The sequence below is a fragment of the Neorhizobium petrolearium genome (genome assembly GCF_017873175.1).
Classification (GTDB): domain Bacteria; phylum Pseudomonadota; class Alphaproteobacteria; order Rhizobiales; family Rhizobiaceae; genus Neorhizobium; species Neorhizobium petrolearium.
In genome coordinates this window covers 54,552-67,449 of record NZ_JAGGJW010000017.1, presented here as the reverse complement: position 1 = coordinate 67,449, position 12,898 = coordinate 54,552, and the positions used below count along the sequence as shown (strand labels likewise).

General features: G+C 59.5%; 14 protein-coding genes and 1 pseudogene. 4 read left to right on the top strand and 11 right to left on the bottom strand.

Annotation, left to right across the window (positions count from 1 at the left end; translation table 11 throughout):
* Positions 1 to 6: 6 nt before the first annotated feature.
* The 3 genes from gtdA to J2046_RS27435 all read right to left on the bottom strand — a co-directional run bounded on the left by gtdA (position 7) and on the right by J2046_RS27435 (position 2,383).
* Positions 7 to 1,071 (bottom strand): gentisate 1,2-dioxygenase, encoded by a 1,065-nt coding sequence (gene gtdA, locus J2046_RS27445; RefSeq protein WP_210057218.1) that lies wholly within the window; start codon positions 1,069 to 1,071, stop codon positions 7 to 9.
* A gap of 46 nt (positions 1,072 to 1,117) precedes the next feature.
* Positions 1,118 to 1,480 (bottom strand): 2Fe-2S iron-sulfur cluster-binding protein, encoded by a 363-nt coding sequence (locus tag J2046_RS27440; protein WP_210057216.1) that lies wholly within the window; start codon positions 1,478 to 1,480, stop codon positions 1,118 to 1,120.
* 438 nt (positions 1,481 to 1,918) lie between these two features.
* A complete protein-coding gene (locus J2046_RS27435) occupies positions 1,919 to 2,383 on the bottom strand; it encodes an Lrp/AsnC family transcriptional regulator (RefSeq protein WP_024706826.1) in 465 nt (154 codons plus the stop codon).
* A gap of 128 nt (positions 2,384 to 2,511) precedes the next feature.
* On the opposite strand from J2046_RS27435, the gene J2046_RS27430 reads away from it, so the two are divergent.
* Positions 2,512 to 4,875: a transketolase-like TK C-terminal-containing protein gene (locus J2046_RS27430; protein ID WP_024706827.1), complete on the top strand. Its 2,364-nt coding sequence runs from the start codon at positions 2,512 to 2,514 to the stop codon at positions 4,873 to 4,875.
* A complete protein-coding gene (locus J2046_RS27425; protein WP_081725684.1) occupies positions 4,872 to 5,267 on the top strand; it encodes a transposase in 396 nt (131 codons plus the stop codon). Before J2046_RS27430 ends, J2046_RS27425 begins: the two co-directional genes overlap by 4 nt.
* Here the strand turns inward: J2046_RS27425 and J2046_RS34170 are convergent.
* Positions 5,236 to 5,358, bottom strand: coding sequence for a hypothetical protein (locus J2046_RS34170; protein ID WP_265105939.1), 123 nt, complete (start codon positions 5,356 to 5,358; stop codon positions 5,236 to 5,238). The two genes, J2046_RS27425 and J2046_RS34170, sit on opposite strands and share 32 nt — an antisense overlap.
* 323 nt (positions 5,359 to 5,681) lie before the next feature.
* On the opposite strand from J2046_RS34170, the pseudogene J2046_RS27420 reads away from it, so the two are divergent.
* Positions 5,682 to 5,890, top strand: a pseudogene (locus J2046_RS27420) (IS66 family transposase); the annotation flags it as partial.
* Between the two features lie 31 nt (positions 5,891 to 5,921).
* Here J2046_RS27420 and J2046_RS27415 read toward each other — a convergent pair.
* Positions 5,922 to 6,236 carry an IS110 family transposase gene (locus J2046_RS27415; RefSeq protein ID WP_024706829.1) on the bottom strand — a complete coding sequence of 105 codons (315 nt, stop codon included), beginning with the start codon at positions 6,234 to 6,236 and terminating at the stop codon, positions 5,922 to 5,924.
* Positions 6,237 to 6,418: 182 nt separating this feature from the next.
* Between J2046_RS27415 and J2046_RS27410 the strand changes: the two genes are divergently transcribed.
* Positions 6,419 to 6,949, top strand: a complete 531-nt coding sequence (locus J2046_RS27410) for a MarR family winged helix-turn-helix transcriptional regulator (protein ID WP_210057214.1) — start codon at positions 6,419 to 6,421, stop codon at positions 6,947 to 6,949.
* A gap of 60 nt (positions 6,950 to 7,009) precedes the next feature.
* Here J2046_RS27410 and J2046_RS27405 read toward each other — a convergent pair whose 3' ends face one another.
* The 6 genes from J2046_RS27405 to J2046_RS27380 form a co-directional block, all read right to left on the bottom strand.
* Positions 7,010 to 7,867, bottom strand: coding sequence for a fumarylacetoacetate hydrolase family protein (locus J2046_RS27405; RefSeq protein ID WP_210057212.1), 858 nt, complete (start codon positions 7,865 to 7,867; stop codon positions 7,010 to 7,012).
* A 93-nt stretch (positions 7,868 to 7,960) separates the two neighbouring features.
* Complete coding sequence (locus tag J2046_RS27400) at positions 7,961 to 9,205, bottom strand: cytochrome P450 (RefSeq protein WP_024706832.1); 1,245 nt, start codon at positions 9,203 to 9,205, stop codon at positions 7,961 to 7,963.
* A gap of 28 nt (positions 9,206 to 9,233) precedes the next feature.
* A complete protein-coding gene (locus J2046_RS27395; protein WP_024706833.1) occupies positions 9,234 to 10,190 on the bottom strand; it encodes a hydroxymethylglutaryl-CoA lyase in 957 nt (318 codons plus the stop codon).
* Positions 10,187 to 11,431 carry a CaiB/BaiF CoA transferase family protein gene (locus J2046_RS27390; RefSeq protein ID WP_024706834.1) on the bottom strand — a complete coding sequence of 415 codons (1,245 nt, stop codon included), beginning with the start codon at positions 11,429 to 11,431 and terminating at the stop codon, positions 10,187 to 10,189. Before J2046_RS27390 ends, J2046_RS27395 begins: the two co-directional genes overlap by 4 nt.
* A 66-nt stretch (positions 11,432 to 11,497) precedes the next feature.
* Positions 11,498 to 12,145, bottom strand: a complete 648-nt coding sequence (gene maiA, locus J2046_RS27385) for a maleylacetoacetate isomerase (RefSeq protein WP_024706835.1) — start codon at positions 12,143 to 12,145, stop codon at positions 11,498 to 11,500.
* On the bottom strand, positions 12,142 to 12,852 hold the full coding sequence (locus J2046_RS27380) for a fumarylacetoacetate hydrolase family protein (protein ID WP_024706836.1): 711 nt from the start codon (positions 12,850 to 12,852) through the stop codon (positions 12,142 to 12,144). Before J2046_RS27380 ends, maiA begins: the two co-directional genes overlap by 4 nt.
* Positions 12,853 to 12,898: the final 46 nt, after the last annotated feature.

The window sequence follows — 12,898 nt, the reverse complement described above, 5'->3', positions numbered from 1 at the left end:
ATCGGACTATGCGTTGAGCGGAACCGCGTTTCCTCGGTCCTCCCGCCAAAGCCCAAGCTTCTCTTGACAAACGCGATCGGAGTAAGAGAACATTACGCCATCGCTATCCGCCTCATGCGTGACGGTGTGCCAGCTCGGAACCACGAACAGATCCTTCGGACCCCATTCATAGGTCTTGCCGTTTATGACACTGCGACCGGTTCCTTCAGTGACCACAAACACCGTCGCATCGGTCGATCGGTAAGGCTGCGTCTTGAACCCCTTCGGAAGGAGCTGCAAGCATGGCGAAATCGTCGGCATGGCCCAGCCGCCGTCCACCGGGTTGATATAGCGCATCTTGATACCGTGGAAGGGGTCGATCTCCCCCTGCTTCAAGAGGTGGTCAAGCGCTTCGCGCGAGCGTTCGTAAGGATAGTTGAAGATTGGCGACGATACTCTGGTCGGTTCGTAATCGACCGGAAGCATGTTGGCGCCATAACGCCAGGTGCTGTCTTCGGGCTGGCGGGTGATTGGCTGCTGATCCGCGTGATGCTCTTCAGCGAAGGAGGCGTCGAACACCGACACGATAGGAATGTCGAGACCGTCGAGCCAGATCATCGGCGCGTCGCTGTCGTTGCCGTGATCATGCCAAGCACCGGGCGGGGTGATCACGAAATCGCCGAACTGCATGACTGTACGCTCGCCATCGACCGAGGTATGCGCGCCGCAACCATCCAATACGAAGCGCAGGGCCGACTGGCTATGACGGTGTGCAGGGGCGACCTCACCCGGCATGACGACCTGCAGGCCGGCATAAAGCGAGGTCGTGATCCGGGATTGGCCGCGCAGCCCAGGATTTTCCAGCACGAGAACACGCCGCTCGGCTTCCTCCGCGGTGATCAACCCGCCAGCTTCCAGCAGATAGGACTTGGCTTCGTCGAAATGCCAAAGATGCGGCACGCAACCGCTCCTGGGCTCAGGCGTGATGATATTCGACAGCACAGTCCAGAGCGCAGTATAGGAACTGCTGTCGATTTTGTCGTAGAACGACCTTCGTTCCGCGGTTTCCACAGGCTTCTCGGTAAGCGACATATGATCCTCCGTTTTGCGCCCTCAGACAGAAAGCGTCACATACATATCAGAACTGGAATTCCGGGGTGGTAACGGTGAGGCCGTCAAGATTCGGGGCGAGCCGTATCTGACAAGCAAGCCGACTGCCGTCCTGCCGATTGGCCGCAAATTCCAGCATACTAGATTCACCTTCCCCAACTGGTGGAAGTAGAGGGAGCCAAATGGCATCGACATAGACTTGACAAGTGGCGCACGCACACGCTCCCCCGCAATCCGCGTCAATGCCCGGCACACCCGCCATAGTTGCGGCCTCCATCAACGACTGCCCTTCTTGCGACGAAACCTCACGCCGTTCGCCCGCCGAATCAATAAACACCACTTGGATCGCCACCGGCCTTCTCCTCCCCGCAAAATCGTTCAATACGGCCATAATCCTCACCAAGGGCGCGCAGCGCCGCACATTTCGGAACCGTAAAGATGCGCCTATTCCTCCATTCGCCCGCCCTTTTCACGATCGCCTCCACCCCAGGATAGTAATCCAACAACGGCGTCCGAGAATTAAGCATGCATACTATCTCTTATGCATATCTTCCCACGGGTAGTCAAGCCGATTGATACTCTGGGACCATACCTTGGACCGCCGGTGCATTTTCCGTCATGGCAATGGTTTCGCCGTTTCGTACGCCTGTTCCTGTTTCGCACGATCCATGATGTGGCGCTGATGATCGGCCACGAACGCGCCGGTCGCAGCCCACTACAGATGGCTGCAGCATGATGTCAGGGTTCACGAAACAGGCAGTAGGTCATGTTGATCACTAGCATCTGCTTGGTCATGTTCGGAAATGCGTGAAGCGTGCAGGACGTGAGCCTAAACAATCCGTCCAAGACCTGCCTTGACGCGGCGCAGCGGGATTGAGGATTCTATCGACGCCACGCCTCGGACTTTCGTCAAGCGACCGACGAGGAAGCGCTCGAATTCCTCCAGCCCGGTGGTGGCTACTCGCAGCAGGTAATCCCGGTTTCCGGTCATCAGCCAGCAGTCGACAACCTGGGGGAAGGTGGCAATCGCGGCCTCAAACGTGGCCAGCGCCTCGTCCACCTGTTTGTCCAGTTGTACCGAGACAAAGACCGTAAAGCCGAAACCGAGGGTGGCCTCGTTGATCAGTGCGGCGTAGCCGGTGATGACACCGATTTCTTCCAGATGGCGCAGGCGGCGGGCGGTTGGAGAAGGGCTCAGGCCGATCCGGGCGCTCAAATCGTTGATTGTAAGGCGGCCATCATTATGCAGGACGCGCAGGATCTCTGAATCGAAGTGATCTAGTTTGGCGGGCATCAGCGCAAATCTCTCCATTCGTGGCGATACGAGCCAATTATCAGGAATGATGCGCTCATAATAGCCGGGAAAACGCGCCTTCGTGAAGATAGTATGCCCGTAAGAATTAATCCTCAGGAACAGTCGCGATGACCGATCTCAAGACTATCGAACAACGCTTGTTGTGGCTGTCCCACTGGATGATCCATCATGCCAACCACATCCGCCCCAAGGTGGACGGCATCAAGATCGGCGGTCATCAGGCCTCTTCGGCTTCGATGGTCTCGATACTGACCGCCCTTTATTTCTCGGCGCTCCGCCCGCAGGACCGGGTCGCGGTGAAGCCCCATGCCTCGCCGGTGTTCCATGCGATTCAATATCTGATGGGCAATATGGACCTTGCGCGAATGGAAAACTTCCGCGGCTTTGAGGGCGTGCAATCCTATCCCTCGCGCACCAAGGATGTCGATGATGTGGATTTCTCCACGGGGTCGGTTGGTCTGGGTGTGGCGATCACCTCTTTTGCCGCGATCATCCAGGATTACATCTCGGCGAAGTCCTGGGGCCAGACCTTGCCCCTTGGGCGCATGGTGGCGCTGGTCGGCGATGCCGAGCTTGATGAAGGCAACATCTATGAGGCGTTGCAGGAGGGCTGGAAGAATGATCTTCGCAATTGCTGGTGGATCATCGACTACAACCGGCAGTCGCTGGACGGTATCGTGCGCGAGGGCCTTTTTGCCCGGGTCGAGGCGATCTTCGAAGCTTTCGGTTGGGATGTCGTGCGGGTCAAATACGGGCGGCTGCAACGCGCGGCTTTTGCAGAGCCGGGGGGCCGCGCGCTGCGTGACTGGGTCGATGATTGCCCGAACCAGCTGTATTCGGCGCTGACTTTCATGGGCGGGGCCGTCTGGCGCAAGCGGCTGATGGAGGATTTGGGCGATCAGGGCGATGTGACCCGGCTGATCGACAGCCGGTCCGACGATGAACTGGCGACCCTGATGGAGAACCTTGGCGGAAACTGCGTGGAAACCATGGCGGAGACCTTTGCCGCCATCGACCATGATCGCCCGGTCTGTTTTCTGGCCTATACGATCAAGGGCTGGGGCACGCCGATTGCGGGCCACAAAGACAACCACGGCGGTTTGATGACCAAGAGCCAGTTTGAAAGCTGGCAGAGCCATATGGGCGTGCCCACCGGCCAAGAGTGGGACAAGTTCGCCACCATTGCGGACCCTGAGGCGTTCCAGAGCTATCTGGACAGGGCGCCCTTCTTCAGCAAGGGCCGCCGCCGCCATCACGACACGAAACTGCCGGTGCCCGTCATCGAGCTTTCAACCTTCCGTGAGATTTCCACCCAAATGGCCTTCGGTAAGATCCTCGATGACCTGTCGAAGGGGGACAGCGAACTTGCCGCGCGGATTGTCACCACATCGCCGGATGTGACGGGCACGACCAATCTGGGACCTTGGGTCAACCGGCGCAAGCTGTTTGCGCGGAAGGCGCAGGCGGATACTTTCACCGAACACCGCATCCCTTCAACCGCGAGATGGGAGTTCACGCCTGATGGGCAACATATCGAACTCGGCATCGCAGAAATGAACCTGTTTCTCCTTTTAGCAGCGGCGGGCTTGTCGCACAGCCTGTTCGGCAAACGGCTGATTCCGATTGGAACGGTCTATGATCCTTTCGTTTATCGCGGCCTCGATGCGCTGAACTATGCCTGCTATCAGGACGCTCGCTTCATGATCGTGGGGACTCCGTCCGGCGTCACGCTGGCTCCGGAAGGCGGTGCGCACCAATCCATCGGAACGCCGCTGATTGGAATTGCGCAGGATGGGCTGGCGGCCTTCGAACCCGCTTTTGCCGACGAATTGGCAGTCATAATGGCTTGGGCCCTCGACTATCTGCAAAGGGATGGCGAAGCTTATGTGGACGAACGCACTTGGCTTCGAGACGAGACCGGCGGGTCTGTCTATCTGCGCCTATCGACGAACCCGCTTGAGCAGCCCGGCAAGCGTCATGACGACGCCTTTCGTCAAGGGGCCATCGACGGCGGCTATTGGCTGCGCAAGCCAGGGCCGAATTGCGAAGTGGTCATCGCCTATCAAGGCGTCATCGCACCCGAGGCAATTTCGGCCGCTGCCATTCTTGGCGAAAACCGCCGTGATGTTGCGGTTCTGGCTGTAACATCAGCTGACCGCCTGAATTCGGGTTGGACCGCAGCGCAACGGGCACGGGCGCACGGGAACGCGCAAGCCCTGTCAACTGTTGAACGGCTGTTCGCGCAACTGCCGCCACATTGCGTGATCGTAACGATCATCGACGGGCACCCGGCAACGCTGGCATGGCTGGGTTCCGTCAAAGGCCATCGCGCCATCTCGCTTGGCGTCGAGAATTTCGGCCAGACCGGTACAATCGGCGACCTCTATCGTCATTATGGCATAGACGCGCGCAGCATTGCCAACCTTGTCATGGGCCTGACGCCCGGCCCTGACGTCAGGCGCTATGTCTGAATTCATCTGAGATTCTGCGCCTCCCCCTTGACGGATGTAGGTTAACAACATCGGACTGGTCGCTTCCACCAATCCAAACTCATCACATACGGTCGCCGCTATCGCATCGCCTTATAGCGCGACGATCAGGGTTCTTTCGCAATCTATGTGCCGCCGACACTGCATATGACAGCAATGCGCTTCGCACTTTCCTCATCGCGCGCGGTGCCGAGCCTGTGATCCCCAACAATCCAACCCGAAAACAGATCCAGCCCTTCGACCCTGAGGCCTATAAGCGCAGGAATATCATCGAACGCACCTTCTGCCGCCTCAAGGATTGGAGACGCGTCGCAACTCGATATGACAAGCTCGCAACCAACTTCACAGCAACATGCTACATCGCCGCCATCTGAGCGATGAAGCCTGCGTGAAGCGCTTGGGCTGGATGCCGTGGTCGTCGGCGACCACCTCCGGGTGCGGCTGGAAGAGAAGGTTCCTGTCCACGGGGAACTCTTCTTGAAGGTCGCAGCTCGATGGACGAGTCCACCTCGGAAGAGTGCAGGCTCGTCGCCACCGGTGACCGGCTTGTTCCGTTCGATCAGCGCCGCAGGATCGGCGCGTGCCGTTCCCATGCTCATGCCGCTGCACACCACAGGATCAATCATCCAGAAATCGAGATCGAGACACACGTCGGCCCCAAAAGCTTCAAAAACCGACCTGTCGCGAGTTCTTCGACGCGGCGAATGGAAACCCTCTGGGCGAAATACGGATGCCAGCGATAATAGACCTCGACTTCATCGCCGACATGGGCAGAATTAACGGGCATTGCTACCGGCAGAAAATCCTGGCTGTTCAGCGACACCGTGGACGGAGCCAGGGCAAGTGCTGTCTACAGTCCGATGCTGACGTGCCGCGCCTGCGGCATCGAACGCCTGGCCTACTGCGCTATGTCCTCAGCGAATTGCCACAGCGCGCCACAGACGCCGACATCACTGATTTGCTGTCCTTCAACTTCGCCAAAACTACCGCTACCTGATCAAAAGCCACCGGAGGACACGCCCGTCCGGTCAAGCGGACCGCGTCAACGCGCATGGAAATGAGCGTTTACGGTAGATATTGCCCCGCTTGGTGACGCTGAGTAGCCGCGGCTTCCCGCCTGTCGTCATCTGCTTCGGCACGAGACCGAGCCAAGCTGGGACGTCGCGGGCTTCGCGAAACGCCTCACCGTCTCCAACATCTGCAACGAGCGCAGTCGTGCCAAGGACGCCGATGCCCGGGATCGAGGTCAGACGGTTCACAGCTTCGTCAGTCCGCGCATGCTCACACAGATCGTCATTCAAAGCATCGATACGCTCGTCGAGCGGCTGCCACTTAGCTCGCATGTCCCCGATGAACCTTAAAATGCGGATGATACGTGTAGTGACGCCTTTATTTGCTTGGTCTTTCTCCGCATAGCTTGTATCAATTCCTATCAGAAGGCCTCATGTCCTTCTGATAGCTCTAGATTGCAGGCAGCATCAAACGGTGTTGCGCCATAGGTGGACAGGTGAGAATAAGGAGATTGTTGGGCAACGAAAGTTTGATCGAGCGTCAACCAGCCGAAACCACGGGAAAAGAAGACGATTTTCGAGTTCTTACTGATCATCCCGCGCATCTGATTCGGCGTAGCTACCAAGTCTTTCTGTATGCTTTTGACGAGGCCATGGCTGGCCTGAAGCTATCGCCTGTGAGCTGGATCATTATCGCAACAACGCACAGCTTCCCAGGCCTTTCAGTTACGGAAGTGGCCCGGCGCGCCGCAGTTGACAAGGCCAGTTGCGGACGAACAGCGAGCTCTCTCGAGAGGCGAGGTTTGCTTCGGATCAAGAAGAGTGATACGGATCAAAGACAGAAACTGCTGGACCTCACTCCCGCCGGAGAGTTACTCTACGCCAAGGCGTTCGGTCGTGTCGAAAGGTTGAGGTCGCTGCTGTTGGATGATCTCGCTCTTGAGGAGCAACATCAGCTACTTACAACGCTTACGGTATTTCTTCGGGCTACAGGTAAGAACACGCGCCCATCAATTCCCGCAGCGCTGGAATCCGAGATGAATTGACACAGCCACAGGGATTGAAACCGGCCACCCAAAGCGGTGATGGCCGGTTTTTTATCGACTTCAGGTGACGTCGATCTCCATTGATCCAATCCGGTCAATCCAGGCATGGATCTTGTTGCCCGGCTCAACCTGCCCGACTCCCTCGGGCGTCCCGGTGAAGATGACGTCGCCCACTTCCAGTGTATAGAATCGGCTGGCCATCTCGATGAGTTCCGGCACGCTCAGCACAAGATCACGCGTATTCGCCTTCTGCCTGGTGACGCCGTCCACCTTCAGTTCGAAGTCGAGCTGGGACGGATCGACGATTTCATCGGCAGTTACAAGCCACGGACCCAGCACCGAATAGCTATCTATGGACTTGCGCATGCTGCGCTCCTCGGCGCCGCGCACCGTCATGTCAAGCCCGATCGCATATCCTGCGACGTGCTCCAGCGCGCGCTCCGCCGACACCCGGTCGGCGCGTTTGCCGATGACGACCGCGAGTTCGATTTCGTGATCGCTGCGGCGATCAGGGAAGCGCAGCGTCACCGGCTCGGAGGGGCCGATAAGACTGCTGGTGGCCTTTAGAAACAGGCCCGTCTCGTGAATCACCCGCACCTGGGCTGCATTGCCTTGGTGTAGATCCTTCTGCGCGCGCGCCTCTTCCAGGTGCTTGACGTAGTTCACAGGCGCCGCGACAAGCTTGCCGGGGTTTGCAATGGGTGAATCGAAAGCCAGCTCAAGGGCGAGCCGACGCTCTCCGGTCTTGGCAGCCTCAAAGAATGCTTCCTTGAGTTGATCGAGATGGGCGATCAACGGGTCATACCGCGGCAACGGGTAGCGCACCTGCGGCAAGAGGTCGAGGGCCGAGGTTACATCGACAACCTCACCGTCCTGAACAAGACCGATACGGTTCTTGTGGAAGCGACAGATCTTCATTTTTTCTCCTTATCAACTTGCGCCCATGATAGCGGGCCACCCATGGATTGCCCGTTATCATGAGAATACCTCAATGCCCGCGGTCATCGCGGATCAAGCCAGCCGTACCGGGAATTGCTCCAACCCCCTGAACCGCGTGCTGCGCTGAAAGCGTGTCTCGCCGTTGCGGACCATGGTCGGTAGTTCCTTCAGCACGGCGGCAATGGCTATCGGCGCCTCCATCCTCGCAAGTGGTCGACCCAGGCAGACATGGATCCCCGCACCAAACGCGACATGATTGTTCGGACGCCGCGCAAGATCAAGCTTGTCGGGGTTCTCGAAGATCCGCTCGTCCCTGTTCGCCGAGGCTTGGGCAAGAACCACCTCGGTGCCAGCCGGGATCGTGCCATTTCCACTGGCAAGCTCCACATCGTTCACCGTGCGCCGTCCCTGAAGCTGAAGCGGTGTGATGAAGCGAATCAGCTCTTCGAGTGCCGTAGGCAGAGGGACCGCGCCCTCACGCAGTTGCTGTTTGCTCTCGGGGTCGTCCATCAGGAAATGCACCGCCTGAGAGATGAGGTTTGTGGTGGTCTCATGGCCGCCATTGAGCGTCACGATGCACATATGCAGGATTTCGGCGTCGCTGACTTCAACGCCCTCACGCTGAGCCGCAGCCATCGCGCAAAGGATACTCTCGGCCGGGTCGATCGTGGCGCGCGCCTTGACCTCATCGAGAAAAGGTCGCAGATAGCCCATGAACTCCGTGACCGCTTCATGGCCCTGTTTGATTGCTTCGGCCGGCACCTGCGGGTTAAGTGGGAAAAGCACTTTGCGCCCCACGCCCTGGATATAGTCGGCATCTTCAACCGGAACGCCGATGACCCTGCAAATAAGTGCTACCGGGATCCGGAACGCGAAATCTCGCACGAAATCGAACTCGCCCATTTGCTTGACCTTCTTGATCTCACGATCAATCACGTCTTGGGTAAAGTCTGTCAGAGACTTGATGGACGTCTGAGAGAAGAAGGGGTTGACGATATCGCGCAACCGGTCGTGATCGGGGTTGTCACGGAACAGCATCGTCGATGTGTGATGCTCAAGCAGGGGCCCCTTGCCGAATTTCTTCTCAAAATACTCGCCCTTGTAAACGAGACCTGACAGGTCTCGCCATACCTGGCGCACATCGTCGTAGCGGGTTAAAAGAACGGTGCCGTCTTCTTGCTGGTGAACCGGGTCACCATCGCGCAAAAGACGAAAATATTTGCTTGGATCGTCGAAATAGTCATCCGGCGGGGACAAGAGGTTGAAAGCACGAGCTTTCTCTACAATCCTCTGATCGATTTTCGTGTCTCCGGTCATTCTTTCCTCCCAGCGCTCTTCATTATAATCAGCTTGATTCATAGGCAGTCGTAAGCATGCTGTCAATTTTCAACTTGGACTCTGCCTTGTTTTTGTCGCCGTCCTCTACGCCGATCCCGTTCCGACTGCAATTCGCGCCCGGCAGGGCTTGGACGGCGGCAGCGATCGGCGCCAAAGCTACAAGGTCCACTCCGGTTTCCACGCCGTAATCCTGGAACAGACTCACGAGATCCTCGGTGGCGACGTTGCCGCTGGCGCCGGGGGCATAGGGGCAGCCGCCGAGCCCGCCAATCGCGGAATCGAAGACGCGCACACCCTGATCATAGCTCGCGCGCACATTTGCCGTGCCGTGGCCGTAGGTATCATGTGCATGCATCGCCCAGGCGGAAACGGCGGGGAAGCGCGCCATCGCCGCCTCGAACAATTCCGCGACCTGCGCCGGTTCGCCGCGACCGGTCGTGTCGCAAAGGCAGATCTCGGCATCGGGGCAGATTTCCAGCGCGCGTCCCAGAATTGCGAGGACAGCGCTGGCCGGAGTCACGCCTTCGAATGGGCAATGGAATGCAGTGGCGAGGTTGAACCGCATCCGCAGGCCGTCGGGCGCCTGGGCGACGAGCCGGGCGTAATCGGCGAGGGCCTCATCCGGCGTGGCGCGCACGTTCGATCGGCTGTGGCTTTCCGAAACCGAGATGACATAGGACAGGAACCGCGCCCCCGCCGTGATTGCCTTCTGGCCATAGCGGGCATTGGGGACCAGCACCTGCGGCACAACACGGCCCTGGGCCAGAACATCGGCCAGAACTTCGCCTGCATCGGCGAGTTGCGGAATGGCGCGCGGACTGACGAAGGAGGTGATCTCCATCCGCTTCACGCCCGCGGCGGCAAGCTCGCGGATCACGGCGATCTTGGTCTCGGTCGGGATGAAGGGACCGATGTTCTGAAAGCCATCGCGGGGGCCGACTTCAACGATCTGGACGGCGGTCATGCTATTACTCCCTTCTGGTAGAGCAACTTGATTTCATCCTTCGAATAGCCCGCAATCTCGGCCAGAACCGCTTCGGTATCTTGCCCGACATCCGGGCCGGTGCAACGGATCGCGCCGGGGGAATCGGGGAAATGCGGCACAATGCCGGGATGAAGCAGGTTGCCATGGCGCGGATCGCTGACTTCGCGCACCATGCCCCGCGCGCGGAACTGCGGATCATCGGCAATTTCTGCCGCAGTATAGATCAGCGTCGAGGGGATGTCTGCCTTGGCCAGAAGCTCTGCAAGTCGCCCGGCATCGAACTGGCGGGACCAGGCGGAAATCGCCTCGTCAAGCTCGTCCACATGCTTGAGGCGGCCCGCATTGCTCTGCAACTCCGGCCTTGCCGCCAGATCCGCGCGCCCGATCAGCGCCGTCAGGCGCTGAAAAAGCAGATCGGAATTCGCGGCGATGATGACCCAGCGGCCATCCGCCGAGGGATAGGCACTGGTGGGTGCCGCCGACGCGATCCGCGCCCCGACGGGTTGACGCACAAGCCCGAGCGCGCCATATTCCGTGACGATCCCTTCCATCAGCGACAGGACGGCTTCTGTAAGGGCGATATCGACGGTGCAGATCTGGTCATCGTCGGCGCCACGGCTGTCCGTCCGACCGTCTCGGCGCAAAAGACCGGCGAGAACGCCGATCACTGCATAAAGTCCGGCAACGGAATCGCCGATGCTGATGCCTACGCGTGGCGGCGGCATATCGGTCGTGCCGGGCGGATGGTCGGTCAGGTGGCGCAATCCCCCGATCGCCTCGCCAATGACGCCGAATGCAGCACGGTCACGCATCGGGCCGGTCTGTCCATATCCCGAGACATGGGCCACTACGAGACCCGGCCTCAGTTCCTGCAGCCTTTTAAGATCGAAGCCGAGACGCGCCAGACCGCCGGGGCGCTGATTCTCGATCAGCGCATCAGAGCGCGCGATGACACGTCCCACGGCCTCGACCCCTTCGGGGCTTTTGAGATCGACCGCGACCGAACGCTTGTTGCGACCATGAACGCTCCACCACAGCGACGCACCGTTGGATTGCGCGCCCCAGCCCCGCACAGGATCCCCATCGGGCGGTTCGATCTTGATGATTTCGGCGCCAAGATCGCCGAGAACGCGAGTGGCGAACGGAGCGGCAATGAAGTGGCCGATTTCGACAATGCGGATGCCGCTAAGGGGTGGCGGGGCTTCTGGTCTGGTGTCCATGTGTCCTCTTCGAGATATCCGGCGTCTCACTCGCTTCAGGAGAGTCCGGCTTCTGTCGGTATTGCGTCATACCGCATCTGGTTGATGTGCTGGCGCGGCGTCGCGGAAAGCGGGCAGCGCGTCGGCCGCCTGGAATATCCTCGCGATGGTGGGCCAGCGGCTTGTATCAATGTCGAAACGTCGGTTGTTCCAGACCTGCGCATAAAGGCAGCAATCAGCGAACCCCGGCGTGTCACCGTGGCAGAAACGGCCGGTGCGACTGTCTTGCGCCAGCATGATTTCGAGCGGGTCAAAGGTGGTTGCGACCCATTCGGTGAACCAGGCTTTCTGCGCGGCCTCGTCGGCGCCGAATTGCTCGGCCAGGCGGGTCAGGACGCGCAGGTTGTTCAGGGGGTGGATCTCGCAGGCGATCATGTATGAAAGCGCGCGCACGCGCGCGCGCGCGTCTGCCCCCTCAGGCAAGAGCTGCGGCCCGGGCTGGGTTTCGTCGAGCCATTCGATAATGGCAAGCGACTGCACGAGAACCTGGCCATCGTCGCGTTCCAGAACCGGCACAAGTCCGGCAGGGTTCATTGCCAGGAATTCGGGCGTGCGGGTTTCTCCCTTGCGCAGGACATAGGGCACATAGTCATAGGCGACGCCCTTGAGGTTGAGGGCAGCGCGCAGCCGCGTCGAGGTCGATGAGCGGAAGAAATTGTGAAGGCGGAAGGTCATCCGACGGGTCCCTTCGCGCGCGGTCCGATGGTCGTGGTGATCTCTCCCAGCCGACTGATCGAGACGACGCATACATCGCCCACCTGCATCGCGCCGACACCCGCAGGCGTGCCTGTCATCACCAGATCGCCGGGCCGGATCTCCATCGACCGCGACAGGATCGAGATGATCTCTGGCACCGACCAGATCAGGTCTTGCAGATCGGCGCTTTGCTTGACGGTGCCATTCAGCGTCAACTGGATCCGGCCATGCTCGGGCTTGCCGACCGGCGCGCCAGTGTGGATCGGACCTATCACCGCCGAGCGATCAAACGACTTGCCCCAGTCCCAGGGCCGGCCTGCCGCGCGAGCAGCAAGCTGCAAGTCCCGCCGCGTCAGGTCGTTGCCGATGGCGTAGCCGAAGATGTGGTCGCGCGCCTGTTCCTCGGGAATATCCGTGCCAGCCTTGCCGATGGCGATCACCAGTTCGGCTTCATAGTGGAAGTTCTGCGTTTCGGGCGGATAGGCGACGGTCTGCCCATCTTCGACAACGGCATCGGCGGGTTTGGTGAAGAAAAACGGCGGATCGCGGTCCGGATCCTTGCCCATCTCTCGCGCATGCTCTGCATAGTTGCGTCCGACGCAGAAGACCCGACGCACAGGAAAACGCTCATCCCGACCGGCGATAGGCAGGCTGACGGCAGGAGGCAGCGGGAAGCTGTAATTCATGGAGGTTATTGTCCTTTCCTCGTGGTTGTAATTCAGCGATGTGGCA